The organism is Streptomyces argenteolus, assembly GCF_042902585.1.
Lineage (GTDB): Bacteria > Actinomycetota > Actinomycetes > Streptomycetales > Streptomycetaceae > Streptomyces > Streptomyces argenteolus.
The window spans coordinates 1-25268 of the sequence record NZ_JBIBEG010000012.1 but is presented as its reverse complement, the minus strand read 5'-3'; the positions used below and the strand labels follow the sequence as shown (position 1 = coordinate 25268).

Here is a 25268-nt window from a genome sequence, read left to right as displayed (position 1 = left end):
GCGGTCCGGTAGCAGTCACGGGGTGCCGTGACGGTGGGTCACAGCACCCGGAAGGACCGGTTCGCGATGGGTGCGCAGACGGCCACCAGCACGCAGGAGACGCCCACCGTGGTGAGGAGCTCCGTGACCGAGGTCTGCCCGGCGACCATGCCGCGCATCGCGTCGTTCGCGTACGAGATGGGGTTCGCCTCGGCGACGACCCGCAGCCAGACCGGCATCGACTCCGGGTCGACGAAGGCGTTGGAGGCGAACAGCAGCGGGAAGGTGCAGAGAGTCGTGATCATGCGCAGCACGTCACCGTTGCGCAGCACCGCCGCCAGGGCGATGAAGATCCAGCTCATCGACCAGCCGACGAACAGGGCCAGCAGGATCGAGCCGACGACGCCGGGTACGCCGCCGGGCGGGGCGAAGCCGAAGATCAGCGCGGCCAGCACGGCCACGGCGATCAGCTGGTAGAGGGACCGCGCGGCGTCCGCGAGGCTCCGGGCGAGCAGCACGCCGAACCGGGAGATCGGCATCGTGTGGAAGCGGGTGATCACGTCGTTGCGCAGGTCGTTGATCAGCCCGTTCCCGGCCTGCGCCCCCGCAGCCACCGACGTGATGATCATGATCGCAGGTGCCAGTCCGGCGATGTACGACAACTCGCTCCCCTGGGGCGCGACGGTGTCGCCGAGCGCGCGCAGCACGCCGCCGAACATCAGCAGCATCACCAGGGGCTCGATGAACGTCACGATGAGCACGCCGGGTTGCAGGTAGGGCCGCACGGACCGGCCCGTGAGCGCGAGGGTCTGGGTCAGCAGGCTGCTGCCGCCCCACTCCTCGGACACGCTCACGCCGGTCCGTGAGGTCGGTCGGGGTGGGGTCTCGGCGTCGATGACCGTCATCGGGAGGCTCCTTCTTCGGTGAGGGTGGTCGGGACGGTCACGCGGACACCGGCTTCGAGGCCGGCTCGTGGGTCAGCGTCAGGTAGACGTCGTCCAGGGTCGGTTCGGAGAAGGCGAGTTCGGCGATCTCGATGTCGGCGTCGCTGAGGACGCGCACGACGACCGCGAGGTCCGAGGCCGCCGCCACCGGGGCGCTGAGCGCCGTCCCCGACTCCTGCGGGGTGGCCCGGATGCCGGCCTTCTCCAGGGCGTGCACCGCGTCCCGCACGCCGTTCTCCGACGCCGGGGTCACCGTCACCAGGCGCTGGCCGACCTCGGCCTTGAGCTCGGCGGGGTTGCCGCCCGCGACCACGCTCCCCGCGGAGAGCACGGTGATCTGCTCGCAGAGGCGGTCGGCCTCCTCCAGGTACTGGGTGGTCAGGAGGACGGCGGTGCCGTCCTTGGCGAGCCGCTCGATGGTCTCCCACACGCCGATCCGGGCGTTCGGGTCGAGGCCGGTGGTCGGTTCGTCGAGGAAGATGACCCGGGGCCCGCCGACGAGGCTGGCGGCGATGTCCAGACGCCTGCGCATGCCGCCGGAGTACTGGAGCACGGGACGGGTCGCCGCGTCGGTCAGCTCGAACAGCTCCAGGAGCTCGTTCGCGCGGGCGACGGCCTGGCGCCTGCTCGCGCCGAGCAGCCGCGCGACGAGGACGAGGTTCTCCCGTCCGTTGAGCTGCTCGTCGACCGAGGCGAACTGCCCGGTCAGGCCGATGCAGCGGCGTACGGCCTCCGCGTCGGCGGTCACGTCGTAGCCGCAGATGCTCGCGGAGCCGCCGCTGGGCGGGAGGAGCGTGGACAGGATGTGCACCAGGGTGGTCTTGCCGGCGCCGTTGTGGCCGAGCAAGCCGTGGATCGAGCCTTCCGGTACGGAGACGCTGACTCCGTCCAGCGCCTTCACGTCACCGAACGACTTCACTACGTCGACTGCCTGAATCATGGGTTTGGCCACGTGCTCGGCCTCCGTTGCTGTGTCCGGTGGCCCGATGGCTGGCCCCGGTTCGGATGTGTGCTCGGAAAAGCCACCGCCGCCGGGTGGCGATCGTAGAACCGGGCAGCGGCCGGAAACCGGGGCGCTGCAGGTTGCGGAAACCCTGGATCGCGAAGGGCGTCCGGGCCTTTCAGCCCGTCGGCGCCTCGCTGATCCGGGCCGTGCGGGGCCGTGCCATGCGCACGTAGTCCTCGGTGGGCAGTGCCATGGACAGGTCGAGCCGGGCGGCGTTGAAGTACAGCACCTCGTTGCGGAGGAGGTCCTCGTCGACGATCAGCTCGAGTTCGGGGTGGAAGGAGAACGGGATGATGGAGCCGCTGACCGAGCCGGCCAGCCGCTCCGCCGTCCCACGCGTCGCGAAGCCCGCCCTGCGTCCGCCGGCCAGCTCCGCGATCCGGCCGAGGTCGACGCGCCGGTCACCGGGCACGACGGCCAGGACGTAACGGCAGGTCCGCTTGGTCGGCCGGGCCTCGACCACCAGCGACTTGGCGCTCTGCGCGAGGGCGTGCCCGCGCAGGGCGCTGGCGGCCTCGGTGCGGCCCTCCGGCGCGTGCGGGATCATCCGGTAGCCGGCCCCGTGCAGGTCCGCCAGCCGGCGCAGGCGCAGGTAGGTGCTCCGGCCGTCCGGTGCGGCGTCCTCCGGGTGACCGGACGCGGCCTCCGCCCGGCCGGGGGACGGTGGCGCGTCCGTGCGCCCCGGAGGGTGTCCGGTCGCGGTCATGTCACCACCCGGGCGGTACTCATACGGTGATGCCGCCGTCGACCTGGAGCACCGAGCCCGTGATGTAGGCGGCGCGGTCGCTCGCGAGGAAGGCGACGAGGTCGGCGACCTCCTCGGCGCGGCCGAAGCGGCGCAGCGGAATCTGCCGGGCGGCGTCCTTCTTGACCTTGTCGGTCAGTTCGGCGGTCATGTCGGTCTCGATGTAGCCGGGCGCCACCGCGTTGGCGCGGATGCCGTACCGGCCGACCTCCTTGGCGAGTGCCTTGGAGAAGCCGATGATGCCCGCCTTGGACGCGGAGTAGTTGGACTGCGTCGCGTGGCCGTAGACGCCGGCGACCGAGGAGATGTTGATGATGGTGCCGGACTTCCGCTTCATCATCTCGAAGATCACCGAGCGGCAGACGTGGTAGACGCCGTCGAGGTTGGTGTCCAGCACGCTGTGCCAGTCCTCGTCCGACATCAGCAGCAGCGGGTTGTCACGGGTGATGCCCGCGGAGCAGACCACCACCTCGACCGGGCCCAGTCCGGACTCCGTCCGCGCCACCCAGTCCTTCACGGAGGCGGCGTCGGTCACGTCGACCCGTACGGCCATGGCGCGTACGCCGAGTTCGCCCGCCTCCTTCTCCAGTGCCAGTGCGGCCGCTTCGTCGGACCGGTAGCAGAAGCTGACGTCGTGCCCCTCGGCGGCGAGCCTCAGCACGACCGCCCGGCCGATGCCGCGCGAGCCCCCGCTGACCAGGGCGACGCGCGCCCCGTTGTCGTCTGTCATGTTCTCTCTCCTCGCGGCAGCCGGTCAGCGGGGCGCTGATCCGGTGTGTTTCGTGTCGAGTCGCTCGCGGGGACGGAAGGCCACGGTGACGGTGCCGACGGTCAGCACCGCCTCGCCGCCCGTCCTGCTGTCGCCCTCGAAGACCAGCGTGTCGTTCACCGCCCGCACCAGCCGGACGTGATGCTCGATCACGTCGCCGGGGAACACCGGCCGGTGGAACTCGACGTCCCTCATGGAGCCGAACAGCATGGTCAGGCCGTCGGCCGCCTCCTCGTCCGGCCGGGTGGCCAGCAGACCCGCGGTCTGGGTCCAGGACTCCAGCACCAGGAAGTCCGGGTAGGCGAAGTCCGCCTCCGAGGGACCGGAACCGAGCCGGGCGTACCAGGGCTCGTTCAGCGTGACGGCCTTGACCGCGCGGATCTCCTCGGCGCCGGTCGTCAGTACCCGGTCGACGAGGAGCATCGGGTAGCGGTGGGGCAGCGCGGCGCGTGTCTCCCCGGGGCCGGTCACCGTGCCACCCCGCCCCGGTAGCGCAGACGGGCCGAGGCGGCCGGCCCCCGGCCGGTCGTCACCTTGGCGGTGCAGCGCCAGTGCGCACCGCGCGGCTCCCAGACCAGCTCGATGTCCAGGACGTCGCCCGGGTGGACCGCGGCGAGGAAGCGGCCGGCCTCCACCGAGGCCAGCCGGACGGGGCCGGCCTCGGGGGGTACGGAGCTCTCCGCGGCGGTGCGCACGCACTCCAGCACGCACACCCCGGGGAAGATCGGGAAGTCCGGGTAGTGCCCGGCGAAGACGGGTTCGTCCGCGCCGACAGGCACCGCGTACCGGGCGGACCACTTCCCCGTGCCCGTGTCGGGTCCCGGTTCCCGCACCGTCCGCGGCCGGGCCCGGACCGCCGTCGTCACGGACTCTCCCCCAGCTTGCGCAGCACCTCGGCGTAGGCGCTGTCCAGCGTCCGCACCGAGCGCATCTCGTGCTCGGCGAACTTGATGCCGTACGTCCGTTCCAGGACGACGACGACCTCCAGGGCCATCAGCGAGTCGACCCCGAGTTCCTCCACGAAGTCCGTGCCGTCCCCGACCTCGGACGCGTCGGCGTCGATGGTCTCGGCCAGCAACGTCCGGAGTTCTTCCCGATCGAGCCGGGCCACCGCGTCGATTGACATGCTCTTCCTTCCGGTTGCGCTCGGACCGGCCGGTCAGCCGGCGAGTGTGCGGATCACGGCGCAGGCCACCAGGCCGTCGTCGTCCACCGAGGAGATGACGGCGATGCCCCCGGCCGGCTCCCCGCGCCCGGCGGCGCCCAGCACGGAGCCGATCTGGAGCGCGGCGGACGCGCCCGAGGTGTCGCCGACGCCGTCCAGGGACGGGGCACGGTCCAGGGCCCGGGCGCCGAAGCGCGCGGTGAGGACCTCACGCTCCTCCTCACCGGCGCGTCCGGCGAGACCGGAGGCCGAGACCGAGACGACCTCGTCGGCCCCGACGCCGGCCCGCGCCAGCACGCCGCCGAGGCAGGCGTCGAGCACGGGGCGCAGCCCCGCCCCCGAGTACACCCGGGACTCCACGGCCAGCACCTCGGCGAGGGCGCGGCCGTCGTGCCCGGCCTCCGCCGCGGATTCCAGCATGAACATGGCGCAGCCCTCACCGAGCAGCGCGCCCGCGGCGTCCTCGCTCCGCCGGTGGTGGTCCAGCCACGCCCGCGCGTCGGAGAACTCCTCGACGGCGCCGCACAGGACGGTCTCGGCGCGGCCCGCGCGCAGCAGGCCCGCCGCGTAGCTCAGCGCGGAGAGTCCGGCGACCCGGCCGCCGGCGATCGTGGTGTTCGGCCCCTTCAGCCTGTGCCAGATGGCGCACTGCCCGGCGGCGCAGTTCATCACCGCGTTGGGCATCAGTGAGGGGTCGACGTAGAAGGGGCGTTCGCCGACCAGCGAGGCGCGGGTGAAGTCCATCATGCTCTGCGCGCTTCCGGTGGTCGTGCCCAGCACCAGGGCGGTCTGCTCGTCGCCGCCCGTGCGCCTGTCCCCGCTGTCCCGCAGCAGGTCCCGGACCGCGGTGACGGCCAGTCCGGTCACCCGGTCCATCGACCGGGTGCCCTTCCTGCCGAGGACCTCGCGGAGGTCGAAGCCGGGGACCAGGCACGCCCGGTCGTCCGGCGCCGCCCACTCGCCGGAGTCCAGTACGGACGTGGCGTCCTTGCCGGCCATCACACCGGCCACAAACTCGTCCTTGCCGATGCCGTACGGCGACACCGCGGACCACGCGGTGATCACCGGCCGGTTGAGGGTCGCGGACGCGCTCGCCGAAAAGGTCATGGTCATTCCGTCCTGCTCAGAGTCCTTGGGGCCGACATCTCGTTCAGACCGCGCCCGGCCCGGAGGCCGGCGGGGAGGGCGGCCGGAGCACCAGCGCCGCACTGCCGTCGTCCTCGTCGCTGCCCGCGACCAGGCACACCGGGCCGGCCGTGCCGGCTCCGAAGCCACCGATCGCCGCTGCGGCCTGCACGACACCCAGCGCCCCGGACAACTCCCCCCAGGTCGCGGCGAGGTCGTGGCCCGGGAGATCGGCGGGCAGCGCCTTGGCCGCGGCGCCGGAGGCGTACCAGCCGGCGATGCCCGCGCTCTCTCCTGCGGCGACCTCCCGGAAGCCGGCGGCCACGTCCGCTCCCCGGGTGTGGCCGCCGATCACCGCGTGGACCGTGGCCCCGCGGGACCTGGCCGCTCCGGCGTGCTCCAGCACGAGCGCCGCGCCGCCGTCGGCCACGGGGCCGCCGACGAGTGCGCGCACGATCTCGTTGTCCGGCTCCACACCGACCACGACCGCCTGGTCGGCACGGCCGGAGCGCAGCAGGGCGGTGGCCCAGCGCATCGCGTCGATGCCGGAGGCCGGTCCGTTGCAGACCATCAGGTTGGGGCCGTGCAGCCCGAACCTGATCGCGATCTCGGAGGCGATGATGTTGCTGGAGGCGTTCGGGGTGTCCATCGGGCTGAGCCCGCGGGTGCCCTCCTCCGCGATGGTCCTGGCCACCCGGCAGGCCGTGTCGACGTTGCCCAGGTTGGAGCTCACGAGCACGGCCACCCGGGTGCCGTCGGCGGTGAGCGTGCCGTCGCGCAGCAGCCCCGCGTCGGTGAGCACCCGCCGCGCGGCGACCAGGCCGAGCTGGGTGGCACGGTCCTTGTAGCGCAGACCCTTCTTCCCCAGGTCCGCCGCGGGGTCCACCGTGCCCACGGGGTGGAGGGCCGCGGCCAGTTCGGCCGCGGAGTCCGCGCCCGGCAGGGCGACCCCGACTCCTGTCACGAAGATGCTCATGGCGCCTCGACAATCGCGACGGCGTTGATCCCGCCGAATCCGAATCCGTGTACCTGTGCGAGCGAGACCTCGTGCGCGGCCTCCTGGTCGCGGACCAGCCGGAAGCCGGCGGCCTCCTCGATGGGCTGCTCCAGCCCGACCAGCGGCGGAACCGTGCCCGTCGCCATCACCTGCAGGGCGGTGACCAGGCTGAGGACGCCCGCCGAACCGCTGGTGTGCCCGGTCATCGGCTTGATGCCGGTGACGACCGGGCCGCCCGCGTCCTCACCGAAGACCTCGGCGTACGCGGAGGCCTCGACCAGGTCGTTGAGCGGGGTCCCGGTGCCGTGCAGCATCAGCAGGTCGATGTCGGCGGGGCGCGTGCCCGCGTGGCGGTGCGCCTGCCGGATCGCCTCGGCGACGTACTTCTGGTCGGGGGCGGTGGGGTGCTTGGCGTCGCAGGTCATCCCGACCCCGCGGAGCCAGCCCCACAGCGTCTCCCCCGCCTCCGCGAGGTCCTCGCGACGCAGCACGACGGCGGCGGCTCCGTCACCGAGGATCGTGCCCTTCCGGTTCACGTCCAGGGTCCGCAGCGCGCCGGGCGGCTCGGGCTGGACCCGGTCGGCGAGGCCGAACATGCTCTCGGTGATCGAGTCGACCCCCGCGACGATCACGGTCTCGGCCTCGTCGAGTTCGAGCAGGTCGGCGCCGAGCGCCAGGCTGTACAGCGAGGCGGAACAGGCGTTGGAGAAGGTGTGCGTGTCGGCGGCGCCGAACCGTTCCCGCAGGGCGGTGCCGAAGTGCAGCCGCTCGGGGCCGAAGGGCGCCCCGTCGCGCCACCACAGTTCGGCGGAGCGCAGCTCGCGCAGGCCGGTGCCCACGAGCACCGGGCAGTCCGACAGGTCGTCGCCGAGCCCCGCCGACGCGGCGGCCTGGCCGACCGCGTCCAGCAGGAATCCGGTGGCCCGCAGCGTACGGTCCACCCCCGGTTCGGGCCGGTCGTCGATCTCGAAGAGCTGGGTGCCGGTGTACAGGTCGTGGTCGAAGCCGCGCATCGGGCCGAGACCGCCGCGCCCCGCGCGGAGGTTCGTGAAGATCTCGCCCGCGTTGCGGCCGATACTCGCGACCGCGCCGATTCCGGTGATGGGAAGCCTCACCGTTCACCCTCCTGGTATCTGCCGAGGATGACGATCGCGTTGTTGCCGCCGAAGGCGAGCCCGTTGTTCTGCACGATGCGCAGGTCCGCCTCGACGGACTCGTTGGGCACGCAGTCGATCTCGCACTCGGGATCGGTCTCGCGATGGTTGATGGTCGGCGGGATGAAGCCGTGGTACGCGGAGAGCGCGCAGGCGATCGCCGCGAGCGCGCTGGCGGCGCCCATGGTGTGGCCGAGCATCGACTTCAGCGACACGGTGCGCGGCGGGGTGTCACCGAACACGTCGTGGATCGCGCGCGACTCGGTCACGTCGTTGGCCTTGGTCCCGGTGCCGTGGGCGGAGATCAGGTCGACCTCCTCCTCCTTCACCCCGGCGTTCTCCAGCGCGATCTGCATGGCCCGGGCGACGCTCGCCTGGTTCGGGGCGACCTGGTGGTAGGCGTCGCAGTTCATCCCGTAGCCGAGCACCTCGGCGTAGATGCGGGCGCCGCGCGCCTGGGCGGAGGCGAGGCTCTCCAGCATCAGCACCCCCGCGCCCTCGCCGGTCAGGATGCCCTTGCGCTCGGAGTCGAAGGGACGGCAGACGTCGGGGGCGATCGTGCCGAGGCGGTAGAAACCGGTGAAGGTCTTGCGGCACATGGCATCCGCGCCGCCGCAGAGCGCGTAGTCGGCCGCGCCGGAGCGGATGGCGTCGAAGCCCTGGCCGATCGCGTAGTTGCCGGCCGAGCAGGCGGTGGCGATGGTCACCGCGTCGACGTTGGACAGGCCCAGTTCCTGGGCGGCGGCGATGGACAGCCGGTTGGGGGAGATACGGCGGGCGACGGTCGGGTCCATGGCGGCGGGCCCGGACCGGACCTCGGTCTCCACCAGCTGGTCGAGGTCGTAGGACTCCCCGTCGGTGGTACCGATCGAGATCATCCCGCGCATGGCGCGCAGTGCGTCGAGGTCGACTCCGGAGGCCTCGACGGCCATACGGGCCGCGGCCACCGAGAAGGTGGTCGCCCGGCCCAGGGTCTCGGCCGGCAGGTTGTGGATCCAGCGCTCCGGCTCGGCACCCGTGATCTCGCACCCGTTGGCGTGGGCGAAACCCTCGGTGTCGAACAGGGTGATCGGCTTGGCGCCGCTGCGGCCCGCGCGCAGGCCCTCGGCGAACTCGTCGGCTCCGACACCGATGCTGGAGAACACGCCGAACCCGGTCAGCACGACCCGGGACGCCGCATCGTCGCGCATCGCGTCAGAAAGGCTGTCAGACATCAAACTCCCTCGGTACGGCCTGGTCACCACTGGTTCGCCACGTGCTCACCACGGGCACCACGGTCACCACGGAAAGGGGGGCGGATCACCCGTCGGTCAGGTCCGGGTGATCCGCCGGGGCCGGGGAGCCGGCGGTGTGCCGGGCTCCCCGCGCCTGCTTCCGGGCGGTGGTCCGCCCCGGCGGGGCCCGTAGGTTCCCCGCGGGTGCTCGACGACGGTCCCGGCACGGCGCGCCGGGGTCGCCGGCCCGCCCGGACACCGGAGCGCGAGCGTTCGCCCGCCGTGCGGTGCACGGCGTCCGGCGCGGTGCGCCGATCCACCAGGGACTGCCGGAACGCGCCTACTTGGCGTCGATCGACTCCTGGACGACGGCGTAGACCCCGTCCAGGTTGACCATCCGCTCCAGCTCGGACTGGTCGATCGTGATCTTGAACTCCTTCTCGAGGCCCGCGAGGATCTCGATGGCGCGCAGCGAGTCCGCGCCGTACTCCTCCTTGAAGAGACCCTCGTCCGTCACCTCGTCCTCCTCGAGCTCGAGGATGTCGCAGACGATCTCCTTGATGCCGGCACGCTGTTCGACGGTGGAAGCGCTCATGTGAATCACTCTCAGTTCTTCGGAAGGTGTGCTTGGCTCGACTGGACGAGGCGTCCATCGGTTACTTGCTCGGCGGCAGGCGGGCGGTGACCCGCCTGCCGCCCGATCTCAGCCGGTTGTGCCGGCCAGATCCCGGGCCGCTGTCGCGGCGCCCGACCGGGCCCGCCGGGAAGCACCCCGGCAGACCTCCCTCGGGTCCCAGCCGTCCGGCCGGTCGGGGAGGAGGTCCGGGTCCCCGGACACCACTCCCTGCCGGCCCTGCGCGAGCAGCGGCTGGCCGAGAATGTGGGAGGCGCACGAGATGCCGCCGAGCATGACGCCCGCGACACCGTTGCCCGCCTGGGTGCTGGCCCCGACCACGTGCAGTCCGGCGATGTGGGTCGCCGTGCCGGGCCGGGCCGTGCCGCCCCATTCGGCCATGCCGAACGGGGTGCCTCCGGAAGACAGGGTGTACCGCTCATGGGTCAGCGGGGTCGCCGCCTCCATGTGCGTGATGTGCCCCCGCAGCGGGCCGATGGCCTTCTCCGCCGCGCGCAGGGTGGCCTCGGTGAGCTCCTGCTTGCGGCGCAGGTACTGCGCGTCGCGCCGGTAGGAGGCATCGCCGCCCTCGGCCCCGCCGGTGACGCCCCACCACTCGTAGTCGGGCGGGCAGAGCGTCATGACCTGCAGGTTGGCGTGGCCCGGCGGGCACAGCGCACGGTTCGCGGGGTCCTTGAGCGAGGCGAACGAGCAGAACAGGAAGGGGACTTCACCGACGTCGCCGGCGCGGGCCCGCTCGAAGTAGCCGTCGATGTCGTCGGTGTCGTACCACCACAGGTTGGCGTTCGGCCGGTCGCGCAGGTCGATGTCGAGGCCGAGGTAGAGCACCAGCCACGGCATGCCCATGCGCGCGTTCCGGGTGCGCTCGGCGAGGGACTTCGGGAAGTGCTCCGCACCGATCAGGTCGAGCACCGTGCGGCGGTAGTCCGCGTTGGACACCACCAGGCCCGTGCGCACCGTCTCGCCGCCGTCCAGGCCGACGCCCGTGACCTTGCGGTCCTCCACCAGGATGCGCCGCACCCTCTTGCGGGTCCTGACCTCGCCGCCGTGCGCCTCGATGACCTCCACCAGGCCCGCGGCGAGCGTCTGCCCGCCTCCGGCCGGGAAGTAGGCGCCGCGGAGGTAGTGGTCGGTGACGCTGGTGTGCCGGGCCACCGTGGCCTGCCGCGGCGTCAGCCCGTAGTTGGGCGCCTGGGCCGCGAGAACCGTACGGGCCCGTGACGACAGACCGCAGTGGGTGAACAGCTCGTCCAGCGTCCGCCTGCCCCACTCCCGGACGGCGACGGTGCCCTTCGCGATGTCGGCGGGCGACCAGGTGTGCGACTCGAAGAGCGCCGAGCGCTGCTCCTCACCGACGGCCGCACAGATGTCGGTGAACGTGCGCAGGCCCTCCGCCTCGTCCGGCATCGCGGCGACGAGGCGGTCGCGGTACTGCGGCCAGCCGGCCGGCATGTCCACACAGGCGCCGGGCACCCTGATCAGGTCGAAGCCGTTCCGGTCCATCTCCAGGAACTCGATCCGGTCGCGGAGTCCGAGCCCGCCCAGGATGGACGGGATGACTCCGCCGGGCTCGCAGTCACCGAGGTAGTGGACGCCGACGTCGAACTCGTAGCTCCGCCGCCTGCGGAAGACGTGGCTGTTCCCGCCCACCACCGAGAACTGCTCCAGCACCAGGACGCGCCGGCCGGCAGCCGCCAGGTAGGCGGCCGTCGTCAGGCCGCCCAGGCCGGCACCGACCACGACGGCGTCCCACTCCGTGCCGCCGCCCGGGTTGGTGTTGCCCACAGTGCTCTCCCTTGTCGCTTGCCGCTGATGCTCTGTCGTCGCCCCGCGGGGACCGGTGGCCGCGTTCCGTGCCGCGGCCACCGGCCGTCTCAGCCGCAGCCGCCGGCGTGCCCCGCGTCGCCGCCGGCCGGCAGCAGATCGGCGTGGGTGGCCGGGTCGGGCGCGGTGGCCTTCGCCGCGGCCGTGCCCGCGGTGCCCTGGAGGGCGCGGACGAAGGGCGCGACCCGGTCGAGGCCCCAGTACTTGTCCCTGCCGGTGATGAAGAACGGCACGCCGAACAGACCGTCGTGGGCCGACTCGGCGAGCAGGGCGGCGCCCCGCTTGCGCAGTTCCGCGTCCTGGGAGGCGGTGGACAGCCGCTGCGCGTCCAGGCCCAAGTCGCCGGCGATCTCGGCGATCACGGCGGGATCGGAGATGTTCCTGCCCTCCTGCCAGCGGGCGCGGTACGCCGCCGCCACGAACTCCTTGCCCCGGCCCTCGTCGCCGGCCGCGATCCAGGCGAGGTGGGCGACCTCCCAGCACGGTTCACGGTCGACGGGCCAGGTGATCTCCGTCAGCCCGCGCTCGGTGGCGAGCCGGCGGGTGTCCTGAAGGATGTAGAAGTTCTTCGCCCGGCTCATGGCGACGATCGGAAGGGTGACCCCCTCCTGCGCCAGCAGCCTCGCGGTCTCCTGGTCGGGCTCCCAGAACGGCAGCCAGTCGATGGTGTCGAGGACCTCGGGGTGCTCGGCCATGAGATCGCGGTAGGCGAACCAGGAGTACGGGCTGCGCAGGGAGAAGTACCAGCGCGGTGGGCGTTTGGAAGCCATCGGTTCCTCCGGGGGCTCGGTCGTCCGGGGCTGCGTACGGGGCAGGTCACTCGCCGCGCAGGGCGCGCAGGACCTCGTCGTCGAAGACGGTCATCTGCCACTCGGCCTCCGGCGACTCCTTGTGGCAGTAGCCATGGGTGATCGAGCCGGTGGCGGTCCGGACGAGCGCGCCGTCCCGCACGACGTAGAAGTCCACGCGGGAGGTGTAGAGCATGTCCTTGAAGACGGACTCCACGGTGTAGACGGTGTAGAGGTCCTCCTCCATGATCGTCTCGTCCGTGAAGTGGATCTTGCACTGCGTCACCACGGGGATCCAGCCGCGCTCGTTCAGCATCCGCTTGATGCTGATGCCGCGGGAGGCGACGAAGACGTGCTTGGCCTCCTCCATCTGGCGCAGGTAGCCCGACATCTGCATGCGCTCGGTGAAGTGGCAGTAGTAGTACGGAACCCGCCACTTCCAGCCGACCGCGTTGGTGTCACCGATGATCTCGGCGAGCACCGGGTCGGTGTCGCTGTTCTCGCCGCGGTGGAGGGCTCCGGCGAAGTCGTCGGACGGGGTCGCGGTCAGCGCGGTGGGCTCCGCGGTGGCGAGGCGGTCCACGAGGAAGCGCCGGAGCTCCGCGGGAAGCTCCTGCGTGGCCTCGACGTTGCCGTCACGGCGCAGCAGGACACGCAGCTTGGAGGTGACGGCCTTCTTCGGCGCGCCGTCGCGCTCGACGGTGGCGGTGACCGCGAAGACCATCGCGGTGTCGGTGTCCTTCGTCTTCGGCGTCACCTCCAGCAGGACGTCGTCGTCGAGGGTGAGCACCGTGTGCAGACGGGTCTCGAGTCCGGCCACGTCGAAGTTGACGCCGTGGACGAGGTACAGCTCGCTCGCGCCCAGGCCGACGGCCCGGAAGTGGTCGAGGACCGCGGCCTCGAGCAGGTAGTTGACGCACTTGAAGCCGATCGCGGTGTTGATGTTCCCGCCCTCGTAAGGGGGCCGGAGGGTGACCGAACTCGGTTCGTTCAGGAGCTGCTTGAGCGCGACGTCGGACAGGGTGGTCATCGTGGGCTCCCGTACTCAGTTGACCGCCGCCGGGGTGCGCCCGGCCGGCGGAGTGGTGAGGAATTGCTGGACAGCGAGCGCGAACCGCTCGGGCTGCTCGGTCATCGGTGAGTGCCCGCAGTCCTCGATGCGTGTGAGCGAGGCGTGGCGCAGCTCGCGGGCGAGTGCCTCGGCCTGGGCCGGGGGCGCGATCGTGTCGCCCGTGCCGATGACGATGTGGACGGGCAGCTCGATCCGGTCGGCGTGCAGGAACGGTGTGCGCAGGTAGGCGTCGAGATAGCGGACCGCCCAGTAGGGACCGAGCCGCGCACAGGCGAGTTCGGCCATGTCCGCGCGCACGGCGGGGTCCAGGCGGTCGCGGGCCGTCAGGCCGATGTACTCGTCCGCGCTGCGGCGCATGGCGCCGAGGATCGTCGGCAGCTCGCCCCAGGTGAACTCGGACGGGTCCTGCCGGTGGAAGGGCGAGACCAGCACCACGCCACGGATACCGAACCGCTCGCGCGGGTCCTCCCCGGCGGCGATCGTGTCGGACAGCAGGGCGAGCAGGAGAATCGTGGCGTAGGAGTGCGCGACCACCACGTCGGCGCCTCCCGGGACCGCGTCGATCGCCTCACCGATCCACGCCTTCTCGTCCCGCTCGGTCACCGCGTACGGGCCGCCGGCCCGCCAGGGCAGACCGGCGGTCCACAGGTCGAGCCCGGAGGGCCGGTGCGCGAGGAAGGGTTCCCAGCAGCTCTCACCGCTGCCGAGGCCGTGCAACAGCAGAGCCCGGTGGTCCGGCCGCGGGCCGGGCACACCTCGCCGCCGGAGCACGAGCGGCTCGACATCGCTGTTTCGGAGCACCGGAGAGCCCTTTCGAAGGCATGGGAGAGGAACGGGGCGACGACGGGGAGGGACGGCCGGAGCGGGAGCGCCGGCGGCAGGAGGCGGACGCGCCGTCCTCGTGCGTGGACGGTCCCGGCCCGCCCGCACGTCCCGAGGGATGTGGAGCGGGCCGGGGGTGGCAGACGCGTTCCCCTGCAGAGGCCGTCCAGCGGTGTCGTCCCGGCATCGGTTCGACGTGGTCCGATCGTGCCGGAGGGTCCCTGAACGGCGACAGGGCCTTTACAGCAAGCTGCGACTACAAAGACTTCCAAGCGGCGACGGCGGTCTCGGCACCGTCCGGTGTGCCCAGCGAACGGCGCGCCGCGAGCAGGGCCTTGGGCCAGTTCACCGTCAGCGCGGCGCACAGCAGGGGGCCGCGGTGGTAGGCCACGGCGAACCGCCGGCGGGGCCCGCCGGCCCGTACGACCGTCACCTCCGTGCCGGGCTCCGGGCGGCCGAGCAGGGCGATCTTGCCGCCGTACTGGTCGGACCAGACGAAGAACTCGTGCCGGTGGGACACCGGCAGCGGTTCGAGGATGTTGTGGACGGCGACGGCCGCCTGCTCCACCGCGTTCGTCCAGTGCTCGACCCGCACGGGCCGGCCGAGCCGGGGGTCGTGGCACCGGGCCACGTCCCCGACCGCGTACACCGTCCGCGCGGCGTCGACCGCGCAGAACTCGTCGCACAGCACTCCGCCGTCGCCGTCCAGCGGCAGGCCGGACCCCTCCAGCCAGCCGGTGGCGGGCCGTACGCCGATCCCCGCGACGACGGCGTCGGCGCGCAGCGCGGTCCCGTCGGAGAGCTCCACCCCGGTGACGCCCGGGCTGCCGGTCACCGCGACGACCGAGGTGCCGCACAGCAGCCGTACCCCGTTGTCGGTGTGCAGCTGCGCGAGTTCGGCGGCGACCTCCTCGCCGAGCAGGCCGGACAGCGGGGCGGGCAGCGCCTCCACGATCGTCACGTCGATCCCCCGCGAACGGGCGGCGGAGGCCACCTCGGCGCCCACGAAGCCGCCGCCGGCCACCACCAGGTGCCCTGCGGGTGCCAAGGAGTCGAGGCATGCCTTCAGAGCCAGCGAGTCGGCCAGGGTCCGCAGCGGGTGGACACCCCGGCGCGGGGTGCCGGGAAGCGCTCTGGGCACCGCTCCGCACGCCAGGACCAGCTTGTCGTAGGGGAGTTCCAGGCCGGAGTCCAGGCGCAGCGTGCGGTGCACCGGGTCCAGCCCGGCGGCGGCGGCCACATGACGCTCCGCCCGCCACTGCGCCGGGTCCCCGAGCGAGGCCCGGTCGGGCGTCCACTCCCCGGTGAGGATCTGCTTCGACAGCGGGGGCCGGTCGTAGGGCGCGTCCGGATCGGGGTCGACGAGCGCGATCGGGCCGGTGTGGCCCGCCTGGCGCAGCCCGCTCGCGACGCGGCTGCCGCCGACGGAGGCGCCGACGATCACCACGCGGCCGGCGTTCACAGCGCCGCCCCGCCCCGGACGGGCCCCGCGCCCCGGCCCGCCTCCGTACCGTCCGCGCACCCGACGAGGCCGCGAGGGGTACGCAGTTCCAGCACGTCACGGAGGCCGAAGGTCCAGCCCTCCTTGCGGGCCCGCCCGGCGAGGCGTACGGCCCGCAGGCTGTCTCCGCCACGGGCGAAGAAGTCGTCGTCGAGGCGGACCGACGGCACGCCGAGCACCTCGGCGAAGAGAGCGCACAGCCGTGCCTCGGCGCGGCTCTCCGGCTCCGCGCCGGGCGCCGCGCCGAGCACCGGGGGCTCGGGAAGTGCGGCCTGGTCGAGCTTGCCGTTCGCGGTCAGCGGGAGGGCGTCGACCACCATGATCCGCGCGGGCACCATCCAGGCGGGGAGCACCTGGGCGACGGCGGCGCGCAGCGCGGCGGGGTCCAGCTGCGCCCCGTCCTCCGGCACGGCGTACCCGGCGAGGTACCGCTCCCCGGGGGTGTCCTCGCGCGCCGTCGCGGCGGCGAGCCGCACGCCCGGCCGGGAGGCGAGCACCGAGCTGACCTCCCCCAGCTCGATCCGGTAGCCGCTGATCTTCACCTGGTCGTCGGTGCGGCCCAGGTACTCCAGCACCCCGCCGGGGCCCGTCCTGGCGATGTCCCCGGTGCGGTACATCCGGCCGCCGCCGAAGGGGTTCGCCACGAACCGCCCGGCGGTGAGGCCGGGCCGGCCGAGATAGCCGCGAGTGACCTGCCCGCCCGCGATGTACAGCTCCCCGGCCGTGCCGGGGGCGACCGGCGCGAGCCGCTCGTCCAGCACGTACAGCTCGGTGGCCGGGGTCGCCACGCCGATGGGGACCGCGCCCGGGGCCGTCGCGTCCCCCGGTTCGAGGCGGAACACACAGCATCCGACGGTGGCCTCGGTGGGGCCGTACTCGTTGATCACCGCGGCGCCGGGGTGCGCGGCGCGCCACCGGTCCACGACGTCCCCGCGCAGCATCTCGCCGCCGACCACCAGGTCACGGGTGGGGGCCAGCGAGCGGGGCAGCACGGCCAGCAGCGGCAGGTGCGACGGGGTCGCCTTGACGAAGCCGGGCCGGGGGCCGTCGGCGGGCTCGTGGTCCAGCTCCGCCACCCGTACGCAGCCGCCCAGGAGCAGCGGCCCGTACAGCGCGGTGACGGTGAGGTCGAAGGTCACCGGGGAGTGCAGCAGCGCCCCCTCGGCGAGGCCCGGGTACGCCGCGCAGGCGAAGTCCAGGTAGCGCGTCAGGGTGTCGTGCTGCACCGCGACGCCCTTCGGGCGGCCGGTCGAGCCGGAGGTGTGGATGACGTAGGCGAGGTTGCCGGGGCGCAGGGGCGCGGTGCGGTCGGCGCCCGTCGGGTCGTGGGCCGGGAGGCCGGCCGCCTCCGAGGCGGCGACGGCGGCGGCGACCGTCACGGTCTCCGGGCCGTCGTCGCCGGGCGGTGCCGTGTGCTCCCCCAGGACCAGGCCGAGCCCGGTGTCCTCGACGATGAAGGCGATCCGCTCCGCCGGGGCCCCGCTGTCCAGCGGGACGTAGGCCGCACCGGACTTGAGCACGCCGAGCAGCGCCACCACCAGGTCGGCCGACCGGGGCAGCCGCACCCCGACGAGGTGTTCGGGCCCGATCCCGCGGGCGATCAGGTGGTGCGCCAGCCGGTTGGCCCGGGTGTTGAGCTCCCCGTAACTCAGCACCCGTCCGCCGGAGCGGACGGCGGGGGCGTGCGGGGTGCGCGCAGCCCGCAGCTGAAAGAGGTCGGGCAGGAGCTGTTCAGCCATCGTGTCTTCCATCCTTGGGAACGGGACGCTCGGTGACCGCGGGTCCCCGGCTCACCCGGCGCGCCCGGCGGCCAGCTGCCGGATCGTCGGCGAGAGGTACAGGTCACGCATCGCGACCGTGGTGCCGCCGCGCCGGCGCAGCGCCGCTCCGACGCGCATGGCGAGCAGCGAATTGCCGCCGAGGTCGAAGAAGTTGTCGTCGGGGCCGACGGGCACGCCGAGCACCTCCTGCCACACCTCCAGGAGGTCCGAGGTGAAGGCGTCACTTGACGCGGCGGGATCCGTGGTGCCCGCACCCGCACCCGTGACCGGCCTCGCGGGTGCCGGGCTCGGCAGGCCGCGCGCGTCGAGCTTGCCGTTCGGGGTGAGCGGCATCCGGTCGAGCGCGGTGACGGTCGACGGAACCATGTACTCGGGGAGGTACCGCGCCGCCCGCTGCCGCACTCCGGCGGTGTCGTCACCCTCCAGCACCACGTACGCGTCCAGCTGGGCGGTCGCGGGGTCCTGCGGGTCGGTCCGGTTGAGGACGACCGCGGCGGCGGTGACCTGCGGGTCGTCCAGCAGGACGGCCCGGATCTCGTCGAGCTCGATGCGGAAGCCACGCAGCTTGACCTGGTTGTCCAGCCTGCCGAGGTGCTCCAGGCGGCCGTCGGGCAGCAGTCTGCCCTTGTCACCGCTGCGGTAGGTCCGCTCCCCGGTGCGCGGATCGGTGAGGAAGCGCTGGGCGTCGAGGTCCGGTCTGTTGAGGTAGTGCGCCGCGACCCCGGTCCCGCCGACGTGGATCTCACCGGCGACCCCGACGGGCAGCGGTCTGCCCTCGGGGTCGGCGACCGTGACCCACCAGCCGGGCAGGGCGTGTCCCACGGACCTCGACCCGGTGAGCGCCTCGGCCCTGGTGACGGTCTGCGCGGTCACGTGCACGGTCGTCTCGGTGATGCCGTACATGTTGACCACACGGCAGCGGGACTCCGGATGCCGGTCGAACCAGGGCAGCAGCATGCGGGGTTCGAGCCCCTCGCCGCCGAAGACGACCAGCCGTACGGGCGCCGGCCCGGCGCCGTCCCGCTCGACGTCCATCAGGTGGGCGAAGGCCGACGGGGTCTGGCTGAGCACGGAGACCCGCTCCTGCACCAGCAGCCGGTGGAAGTCCTCCGGCGAGCGCGTCACCCAGTAGGGCACCACGACGAGGAGGCCACCGGTGAGCAGACAGCCCCAGATCTCCCAGACCGAGAAGTCGAAGGCGCTGGAGTGGAACAGCGTCCAGACGTCGTCCGCGCCGAGGCCGAAGTCGTCGCGGGTGGCGGCCATCAGGCCGATCACGTTCACGTGGGGGATGACGACGCCCTTGGGGCGGCCGGTCGACCCGGAGGTGTAGATGACGTACGCCGGGTCGTGCGGGCCGGCCACCGAGGCCGGCGGGCCGTCGCACGTGCGGGGGGCCAGCCGTTCGAGCTCCGCCGTGCCGACGGCGCGGACGGTGCCGCCGGGGAAGTCCTGACGGTCGGTGACGACGACGGCGAGCTCCGCGTCCTGCGTCGTGTACGCCAGCCGCTCCTTCGGATAGGCCGGGTCCATGGGCACGTAGGTGGCGCCCGCCTTGAGCACGGCGAGCAGCGTCACGACGAGTTCGGCGGACCGGTCCAGGCAGACCCCGACCCGGTCGCCGTCGGCGACTCCGAGCCCGCGCAGGGCGTGGGCGAGCCGGTCGGCGCGGCTGTCGAGCTCGCGGTAGGTGAGCCGGGTGGACTCGTAGGACACGGCGACGGCGTCCGGGCGGGCCGCCGCGACGGCGGCGACGGCGGCGTCGATCCGCTCGGGGCGGGTGAGCGGCGGGGCGGCGGGCCGGCCGAGCGCCGCCGTGGCGGCCAGCTCCGCCTCGTCCAGCAGAGCGACGTCCGCAACGGTGGTGCCGGACGAGCCGGCCAGTGCCCCGTGCACCCGCGCCACGTGCCCGAGCAGCCGGTCCGCGATGCCGGGGTGCAGCAGCCGCGCCGAGTGGTCGCAGCGCAGCAGCCGGGCGCCCGCGGAGTCACGGACCACGGACAGGGTGACCGGGAACGGGGGCTTCTGGAACGGCAGGTAGGTGAACCCCTCCGTGCCGGGGAGGTCCGGCTCGTGGCCGACGGCCACCACTCCCACCGCGGGGACCGCGCCGGACTCCCCTCCGGTGCGGCCGAGTGCCCGGCCGAGCTCCTCGGTGTGCCAGAAGGGGCCGTCGGCGAGAGCCGCGCGGACGGCCTTGTCCACGGTGGAGAGCGCGTGCGCCGGGTCGGCCTCGACGGGTATCAGCGCGACGCCTTCCACGGCCCGTGGGTCCGTGGTGTCGGTGACCAGGGCCGGGACGAGGGGCCTGGCGATCCCCTCGTAGCGCGCGAGGACGATGCCGAGGGCGGCCGTCCAGCTCGCGGTGTCGCCGGCGGGGTGACCGGGGGGCAGGGGCAGCACCCGGGTCGAAGGAGTGGCGGGCCCGTCCTCCCGGCCCAGTCCCCAGTCCGGCCGCTCGTCGACGACGCATCCGGCCAGGCCGGAGGGCTCGGGCGCGCCGGACGCCCCGGTCGCCCCGGGTGCCCCGGCGGGCACCGCCTCCTCGGGTGCCACGGGTGCGCGGCCGGTCACCTCGGCGGCGAACCGGCGCAGGGCCCGGGCGCCGAGCGCGGCGCGGTGGGCGACGACCACCAGCTCGGCCACGCCGTCGGTGTAGGTCAGCAGCACGCCGCGCACCGCCGGGTCCCGGTGCGCGACCAGGGGCCGGGTGAGCTCCCGGGTACGCCAACGATCCGCCTCCGGCGCGTCGGAGCGGCACGGCGCGGCCTGCGGCCACAGCGTCGCGGCTCCCCGGAAGACGGCCGCCTCCTGGCCGGCGGGCACCCACTCGGCGGCCCGCGTGACGAACCGGGCCGTAAGCGCGTCCCGGGCGTCCCCGCGCACGGGTCCGGCGAGCGGCGCGATCAGCGCGTGGCACACCGCGCCGGGTGCCGCCCGGCCGGTCACCCGGACCCGGTCCCCGGAGGGGAGGACGGTGCTCCGGGCGGGGGTGAGGCCTGCGACGGCGTCCTGTTCAGAGATCGACACGACTGGTTCCCTCGATGTGGTTGCGGCGCTTCACCGGGCGGTGAAGCCACCGTCGACGGTGAGCACGGAGCCGGTCACCTGGGCGGACTCGTCGGAGGCCAGCCAGAGGGCTGCCCCGGCCACGTCCTCCGGCTCGATCAGCGCGTTCATCGGCTGTGCCTGGAGGAAGGTCTCCTCGCTCTCGGCGACCGGGAGATCGAGGGCCCTGGCTATCTGGCCGAGCATCCGCCCCTCCGCGCGGCTGTCGTCCCGGATCGACCCGGGGCACAGGGCGTTGACGCGTACCTTCAGCGGCGCGTAGTCGAGCGCGGTCGCCTTGGTGAGGCCGATCAGGCCGTGTTTGGACGCGGTGTAACCGGCGAAGTTGCGGTAGCCGACCAGGCCGGCGGTGGAGGCGACGTTGATGATGCTGCCCGAGCGCTGGGCGAGCAGCAGGGGGCCGACGACCGAGGTCATCCGCCAGGCGCCGGACAGGTTGACGTCGAGCATCACCTGCCACTCGTCCTCGTCGATCTCGTGGGCCGGCTTCCCCGAAGGCCCCACGATGCCCGCGTTGTTGACCAGGACGTCCACCCGGCCGAACCGTTCGCGGATCCGGTCGACAGCGGCCCGCAGGGTGCTCACGTCACGGATGTCGGCCTCGGCCGTGAGGACGGCCGCTCCTTCCTCGCGGCACTGCTCGGCCGTGTGCGCGAGCTGGCTGGCGGTGCCGAGGGCGTACGGGACGGCGTCGATGTCGTCGCACACGTCGAGCAGCGCCAAGTCGGCGCCCTCCCTGGCGAACGCCAGCGCACAGGCCCGGCCGACACCCCGGGCGGCTCCCGTCACGATGACCGTCTTTCCTTGCAGGCGCACGAGATCTCCTTGGCTCAGGGGGTGATCGGTGGTTCGGGCCGCCGCACTCATCCAGGGATGACGTCGGCGAGTACGCGGATCAGGGCCTCGGTGTTGTCGACGAGGTACATGTGACCGCCCTCGACCTCCACGAGGTCGAACCCCTTGCCGGTGGCCTTGCTCCACTCCATGGCCTGCTCGGGGCTGACGAGGGTGTCGGAGCTGCCGCGCACCGACGTGATCGGCACGGGAAGCGGGGTGTCCGACAGGGCGAGGTAGCTCTCGTGCATCTCGACGTCGGCCCGCAGCGAGGGCAGCAGCAGCTCCCGCATCTCCGGGTCCTCCAGCGCCTCGTGCCGGTAGCCGGCGAACTCCCGCACGCGCTCAAGGAACTGGTCGTCGTCCAGACCGCTCGCGCCGTTCTCCCGGCGGGTCCACGGGCCGGGAGAGCCGCTGACCACGAGTGCGGCCAGGTCGACCCCCTCGGTCACGGCCAGCCGGTGCGCGATCTCGTAGGAGAGGACCGCGCCCAGGCTGTGGCCGAAGAGCACCACCGGGCCAGCGCCGGACACCTGCTCCAGCACCTCGGGCATCAGCCCCTCGACGGCCACCGCCACGTCCTGGTACGGCTCCTCCGCGAAGCGCTGCTCGCGGCCGGGCAGCTGGACGGCCGCCAAGTCGAAACGGTCCCCGCAGAGCGGGACCCACGGGCGGAAGACCGAGGCCCCCGCACCGGCGAAGGGCACACAGAGAACCATCGCTTTTGCCATCTCACATCTCTTTCTGCTGTCGGGGGAGGCCGTCCGGCCTCACGCGCGGTCCACGGGGGCGGTGCGGGCCAGCTTCTTGGCCAGTACCGCCCCGATGCCGGCGAGCGGCGCGGGCCGCATCAGGTCGTTGTGCGCGGCGGCGACGGAGTGGATCTCCAGGTCGCCCTCGATGTGCTGCAGCCAATCCCCGGGCTCGCCCGCCGGATCGACGGTCGCGGCGAACATCACCGCGCCCGCCCGACACCGGCCGGTGACGGAACCCGCCTCCACCCGGAAGCTGTTGGCCATCACCCGCTGCAGGCGCCGCAGCTGCTCCTCGGTGAGTCCGGCGAGCTCCTTGCCGGAGGCGCGCATCGCGGCCATCACCCGGCCGAACTCCACCGGACCGCCGAGCTCGTCGGCGTCCATGCCGATCGCGGCCAGGATGCCCCGCAGGAAGTCCTCCTCGGAGAAGGACGCGGCGGGCTCCGGCTCGGTGCGCGGATAGGCGTCCAGCAGGGCGAGCAGCTCGACCTCCTGGCCGGCCGCCTCCAGGAGCCCGGCCATGGCGTGCGCGACCCTGCCGCCGAGCGACCAGCCGAGCAGCCGGTAGGGGCCCCGCGCCTGCACCGTGCGGATGCGGGCCACGTAGTCGGCGGCCATCTCCTCGACGGTCGCGGGCAGCGGCTCGTCGTCGCCGATACCGGCCGACTGGAGCCCGTAGAGCCCGACGTCCGCCGGGAGGTGCTCGGCGAGCCCCGCGTAGGGCCAGCTGAGCCCGCCGAGCGGGTGTACGCAGAAGACGGGTGCGCCGGTACCGCCGGAGCGCAGCGGCAGGAGCCGGCTCAGGGGGCCCGCCGCGTCCGCGTCGGCGAGGCGGAGGGCCAGGGCCGCGACCGTCGGGGCCTCGAAGATCGACACCACCGACATCCCGGCGCCCAGCCGGTCGCGGACCATGCTGATGAGCCGGGTGGCCAGCAGCGAGTGACCGCCGAGCTCGAAGAAGTTGTCGTCGATGCTCACGGTGGGGTGACCGAGCAGCTCGGCGAAGATCTCGCAGAGCGCCGTCTCGGTCCCGTCGCGCGGGGCGCGGCCCGGCGCCCGCTCCAGCAGCTCCGGCTCGGGCAGCGCCTTCCTGTCGACCTTGCCGTTGGGCGTGACCGGCACGGCGTCGATGAGCGTGTAGTGCACGGGCACCATGTGGTCGGGCAGCACACCGGTGAGGTGGTCGCGCAGTGCGGCCGGGTCCGGGGCCCGCCCCGGCCCGGCGGAGGTGACGTACGCGGCGAGCGTGACGCCCGAGGGCGTGGTGCGGGCGGTGACGACCGCGCTGCCCACCAGGGGGTGCCGGGTGAGGGCGTGCTCGATCTCGCCCAGCTCGACACGCCGGCCGCGGATCTTCACCTGGTCGTCGGTACGGCCGAGGTACTCCAGGACCCCGGCGGCCGTGATCCTCGCCAGGTCGCCGGTGCGGTACAGCCGGGAGCCGGGCGGGCCGTAGGGGTCGGCGACGAACCGCTCGGCGGTCAGTCCGGCACGCCCGAGGTAGCCGTGCGCCAGCTGGACCCCGCCCAGGTACAGCTCGCCGCCGCTGCCCACCGGGGCCGGGGCCAGCGCGGCGTCCAGGACGTAGGTCCTGGTGTTCCAGACGGGCCTGCCGATCGGCACCACCGCGGCGGCGGACTCCTCGGCGCAGTCCCACGCGGTGACGTCCACCGACGCCTCGGTCGGACCGTAGAGGTTGTGCAGACCGGCCGGCAGCAGCGCGCGGAACCGCTCGCGCAGCCCGGTGGGCAGCGCCTCACCGCTGCACAGCACCCGGCGCAGGCCGGTGCAGCGCGCGGCCTGCGGTTCGGCGAGGAAGACCTCCAGCATGGACGGCACGAAGTGCGTGGTCGTCACGCCGGCGTCCTGGATCAGGCGCGCCAGGTAGGCCGGGTCGCGGTGCCCGCCGGGCTCCGCGACGACCTGGACCGCGCCGGTCACCAGCGGCCAGAAGAACTCCCAGACCGACACGTCGAACCCGGAGGGCGTCTTCTGGAGGACCCTGTCGTCCGGGCCGATCCGGTAGGCGTCCTGCATCCACAGGAGGCGGTTGACGATGCCCCGGTGCGGGACGACGACGCCCTTGGGCAGGCCCGTCGAGCCGGAGGTGTAGATGACGTAGGCCGGGGAGTCCGGCAGCGGTCCCGGCAGCACGGCGGTGCCGAGGGCGGCCTCCGCCTCCTCCCGCGTACCGGGCCCGTCGAGGACGACGAGGTTCGCGGCGGCGCCCACGGGAAGCGCGCCCAGCGCCCCGCTCGTGGTGACCACCACGGCCGGGGCCGCGTCGGCCAGCATGTGGGCGACCCGCTCGGCCGGATAGTCCAGCTCGATCGGCAGGTAGGCCGCTCCCGCCCTGATCGCCGCCAGGAGGGCCACGGTGAGGTCGGCGGAGCGGGGGACGGCCACGGCGACGACGTCGCCCCGGCCCACGCCGCGCGCGGCGAGGAGCCCGGCCAGTGCGGCGGAGCGCGCCTCCAGCTCCGCGTAGGTGAGCCGGGTGTCACCGGCCACCAGTGCGAGCGCGTCCGGGGTCCGGGCCACCTGCGCCGCGAACAGGCCCGCGATCGTCTCCGACTCGGGCCCCTCTTCCACGGCCGCCGGCAGCTCCAGGGTCCGGCCGGTGTCGTTCCACCCGGTCAGCAGCTGCTCGCGCTCGCCGTCGCCGAGGATGTCGAGGCGGCCGAGCGGCATCGCGGGGTCGGCGGTGCCGGCCGTGAGCAGGCGGACGAGCCGCTCCCCGATGCGGCGGACCGTGCTCTCGTCGAAGAGGTCCGCACTGTACTCGACGGTGAGTTCGATGCCGACGGGGCCGCCGTCGGGTCCCGTGCGCTCGACGAAGTTGAACCCCAGATCGAACTTCGCCGCGCCCCCCTCACCATCCACCGGACGCGCCACCACACCCGGCAGATCCAGCGACGCCACCGCATTGTTCTGCAACACGATCATCACCTGGAACAACGGATGCCGCGCCAACGACCGCGCCGGCTGCAACGCATGCACCAACTGCTCGAACGGCACATCCTGATGCGCGAAAGCCGCCAGATCCGTCACCCGGACCCGCTCGACCAACTCACCGAACCCCGGATCCCC

22 protein-coding genes are annotated in these 25268 nt (G+C 73.3%); all 22 read right to left on the bottom strand.

Annotated elements, in window-relative coordinates:
* Positions 1 to 38: 38 nt before the first annotated feature.
* Positions 39 to 884, bottom strand: coding sequence for an ABC transporter permease (locus tag ACFY8O_RS30775; protein ID WP_145809416.1), 846 nt, complete (start codon positions 882 to 884; stop codon positions 39 to 41).
* A gap of 37 nt (positions 885 to 921) precedes the next feature.
* Complete coding sequence (locus tag ACFY8O_RS30770; RefSeq protein ID WP_387908194.1) at positions 922 to 1863, bottom strand: ATP-binding cassette domain-containing protein; 942 nt, start codon at positions 1861 to 1863, stop codon at positions 922 to 924.
* 181 nt (positions 1864 to 2044) lie between these two features.
* Positions 2045 to 2476 (bottom strand): YbaK/EbsC family protein, encoded by a 432-nt coding sequence (locus ACFY8O_RS30765; protein WP_387908480.1) that lies wholly within the window; start codon positions 2474 to 2476, stop codon positions 2045 to 2047.
* Between the two features lie 178 nt (positions 2477 to 2654).
* Positions 2655 to 3404, bottom strand: coding sequence for a 3-oxoacyl-[acyl-carrier-protein] reductase (fabG, locus tag ACFY8O_RS30760; protein WP_145809413.1), 750 nt, complete (start codon positions 3402 to 3404; stop codon positions 2655 to 2657).
* 24 nt (positions 3405 to 3428) lie between these two features.
* Positions 3429 to 3914 carry a 3-hydroxyacyl-ACP dehydratase FabZ family protein gene (locus ACFY8O_RS30755; protein ID WP_387908190.1) on the bottom strand — a complete coding sequence of 162 codons (486 nt, stop codon included), beginning with the start codon at positions 3912 to 3914 and terminating at the stop codon, positions 3429 to 3431.
* Entirely contained in the window at positions 3911 to 4309 is a 399-nt protein-coding gene (locus ACFY8O_RS30750) for a 3-hydroxyacyl-ACP dehydratase FabZ family protein (RefSeq protein WP_387908187.1), read from the bottom strand. Before ACFY8O_RS30750 ends, ACFY8O_RS30755 begins: the two co-directional genes overlap by 4 nt.
* Complete coding sequence (locus ACFY8O_RS30745; RefSeq protein WP_145809410.1) at positions 4306 to 4569, bottom strand: acyl carrier protein; 264 nt, start codon at positions 4567 to 4569, stop codon at positions 4306 to 4308. Before ACFY8O_RS30745 ends, ACFY8O_RS30750 begins: the two co-directional genes overlap by 4 nt.
* A gap of 33 nt (positions 4570 to 4602) precedes the next feature.
* Positions 4603 to 5721 carry a beta-ketoacyl synthase N-terminal-like domain-containing protein gene (locus tag ACFY8O_RS30740; RefSeq protein WP_387908184.1) on the bottom strand — a complete coding sequence of 373 codons (1119 nt, stop codon included), beginning with the start codon at positions 5719 to 5721 and terminating at the stop codon, positions 4603 to 4605.
* A 37-nt stretch (positions 5722 to 5758) separates the two neighbouring features.
* Positions 5759 to 6709 carry a beta-ketoacyl synthase N-terminal-like domain-containing protein gene (locus ACFY8O_RS30735; protein ID WP_387908182.1) on the bottom strand — a complete coding sequence of 317 codons (951 nt, stop codon included), beginning with the start codon at positions 6707 to 6709 and terminating at the stop codon, positions 5759 to 5761.
* Positions 6706 to 7845, bottom strand: coding sequence for a beta-ketoacyl-[acyl-carrier-protein] synthase family protein (locus ACFY8O_RS30730; protein WP_145809408.1), 1140 nt, complete (start codon positions 7843 to 7845; stop codon positions 6706 to 6708). The genes ACFY8O_RS30735 and ACFY8O_RS30730 overlap by 4 nt, the downstream gene beginning before the upstream one ends.
* Positions 7842 to 9098, bottom strand: coding sequence for a beta-ketoacyl-[acyl-carrier-protein] synthase family protein (locus ACFY8O_RS30725; protein WP_145809407.1), 1257 nt, complete (start codon positions 9096 to 9098; stop codon positions 7842 to 7844). Before ACFY8O_RS30725 ends, ACFY8O_RS30730 begins: the two co-directional genes overlap by 4 nt.
* Before the next feature lie 340 nt (positions 9099 to 9438).
* Positions 9439 to 9693: an acyl carrier protein gene (locus tag ACFY8O_RS30720; RefSeq protein WP_145809406.1), complete on the bottom strand. Its 255-nt coding sequence runs from the start codon at positions 9691 to 9693 to the stop codon at positions 9439 to 9441.
* 108 nt (positions 9694 to 9801) lie between these two features.
* Positions 9802 to 11517: a phytoene desaturase family protein gene (locus tag ACFY8O_RS30715; protein ID WP_387908178.1), complete on the bottom strand. Its 1716-nt coding sequence runs from the start codon at positions 11515 to 11517 to the stop codon at positions 9802 to 9804.
* 89 nt (positions 11518 to 11606) lie between these two features.
* The gene (locus ACFY8O_RS30710) at positions 11607 to 12326 is read right to left on the bottom strand and encodes a 2-hydroxychromene-2-carboxylate isomerase (protein WP_387908176.1); all 720 of its coding nucleotides are present in this window, start codon (positions 12324 to 12326) and stop codon (positions 11607 to 11609) included.
* 46 nt (positions 12327 to 12372) lie between these two features.
* Positions 12373 to 13374 (bottom strand): hypothetical protein, encoded by a 1002-nt coding sequence (locus ACFY8O_RS30705; RefSeq protein WP_145809403.1) that lies wholly within the window; start codon positions 13372 to 13374, stop codon positions 12373 to 12375.
* A 15-nt stretch (positions 13375 to 13389) separates the two neighbouring features.
* Positions 13390 to 14217: an alpha/beta fold hydrolase gene (locus ACFY8O_RS30700; protein WP_167526232.1), complete on the bottom strand. Its 828-nt coding sequence runs from the start codon at positions 14215 to 14217 to the stop codon at positions 13390 to 13392.
* Between the two features lie 277 nt (positions 14218 to 14494).
* Positions 14495 to 15700, bottom strand: coding sequence for an NAD(P)/FAD-dependent oxidoreductase (locus tag ACFY8O_RS30695; RefSeq protein WP_387908172.1), 1206 nt, complete (start codon positions 15698 to 15700; stop codon positions 14495 to 14497).
* Positions 15697 to 17478: a non-ribosomal peptide synthetase gene (locus ACFY8O_RS30690; RefSeq protein ID WP_387908169.1), complete on the bottom strand. Its 1782-nt coding sequence runs from the start codon at positions 17476 to 17478 to the stop codon at positions 15697 to 15699. Before ACFY8O_RS30690 ends, ACFY8O_RS30695 begins: the two co-directional genes overlap by 4 nt.
* A gap of 51 nt (positions 17479 to 17529) precedes the next feature.
* Positions 17530 to 20550, bottom strand: coding sequence for an amino acid adenylation domain-containing protein (locus ACFY8O_RS30685; RefSeq protein WP_387908167.1), 3021 nt, complete (start codon positions 20548 to 20550; stop codon positions 17530 to 17532).
* Between the two features lie 30 nt (positions 20551 to 20580).
* A complete protein-coding gene (locus ACFY8O_RS30680) occupies positions 20581 to 21405 on the bottom strand; it encodes an SDR family oxidoreductase (RefSeq protein ID WP_387908164.1) in 825 nt (274 codons plus the stop codon).
* 47 nt (positions 21406 to 21452) lie between these two features.
* The gene (locus ACFY8O_RS30675; protein WP_387908161.1) at positions 21453 to 22154 is read right to left on the bottom strand and encodes a thioesterase II family protein; all 702 of its coding nucleotides are present in this window, start codon (positions 22152 to 22154) and stop codon (positions 21453 to 21455) included.
* 39 nt (positions 22155 to 22193) lie between these two features.
* The gene (locus ACFY8O_RS30670; protein ID WP_387908478.1) at positions 22194 to 25247 is read right to left on the bottom strand and encodes an amino acid adenylation domain-containing protein; all 3054 of its coding nucleotides are present in this window, start codon (positions 25245 to 25247) and stop codon (positions 22194 to 22196) included.
* Between the last annotated feature and the right edge of the window lie 21 nt (positions 25248 to 25268).

What these genes read in the sequence shown, in the direction of transcription:
- ACFY8O_RS30775 (WP_145809416.1), bottom strand. Translation starts at nt 884, where the DNA reads ATGACGGTCATCGACGCCGAGACCCCACCCCGACCGACCTCACGGACC.
- ACFY8O_RS30770 (WP_387908194.1), bottom strand. Translation starts at nt 1,863, where the DNA reads ATGATTCAGGCAGTCGACGTAGTGAAGTCGTTCGGTGACGTGAAGGCG.
- ACFY8O_RS30765 (WP_387908480.1), bottom strand. Translation starts at nt 2,476, where the DNA reads ATGATCCCGCACGCGCCGGAGGGCCGCACCGAGGCCGCCAGCGCCCTG.
- fabG (WP_145809413.1), bottom strand. Translation starts at nt 3,404, where the DNA reads ATGACAGACGACAACGGGGCGCGCGTCGCCCTGGTCAGCGGGGGCTCG.
- ACFY8O_RS30745 (WP_145809410.1), bottom strand. Translation starts at nt 4,569, where the DNA reads ATGTCAATCGACGCGGTGGCCCGGCTCGATCGGGAAGAACTCCGGACG.
- ACFY8O_RS30740 (WP_387908184.1), bottom strand. Translation starts at nt 5,721, where the DNA reads ATGACCATGACCTTTTCGGCGAGCGCGTCCGCGACCCTCAACCGGCCG.
- ACFY8O_RS30735 (WP_387908182.1), bottom strand. Translation starts at nt 6,709, where the DNA reads ATGAGCATCTTCGTGACAGGAGTCGGGGTCGCCCTGCCGGGCGCGGAC.
- ACFY8O_RS30725 (WP_145809407.1), bottom strand. Translation starts at nt 9,098, where the DNA reads ATGTCTGACAGCCTTTCTGACGCGATGCGCGACGATGCGGCGTCCCGG.
- ACFY8O_RS30720 (WP_145809406.1), bottom strand. Translation starts at nt 9,693, where the DNA reads ATGAGCGCTTCCACCGTCGAACAGCGTGCCGGCATCAAGGAGATCGTC.
- ACFY8O_RS30710 (WP_387908176.1), bottom strand. Translation starts at nt 12,326, where the DNA reads ATGGCTTCCAAACGCCCACCGCGCTGGTACTTCTCCCTGCGCAGCCCG.
- ACFY8O_RS30705 (WP_145809403.1), bottom strand. Translation starts at nt 13,374, where the DNA reads ATGACCACCCTGTCCGACGTCGCGCTCAAGCAGCTCCTGAACGAACCG.
- ACFY8O_RS30690 (WP_387908169.1), bottom strand. Translation starts at nt 17,478, where the DNA reads ATGGCTGAACAGCTCCTGCCCGACCTCTTTCAGCTGCGGGCTGCGCGC.
- ACFY8O_RS30675 (WP_387908161.1), bottom strand. Translation starts at nt 22,154, where the DNA reads ATGGCAAAAGCGATGGTTCTCTGTGTGCCCTTCGCCGGTGCGGGGGCC.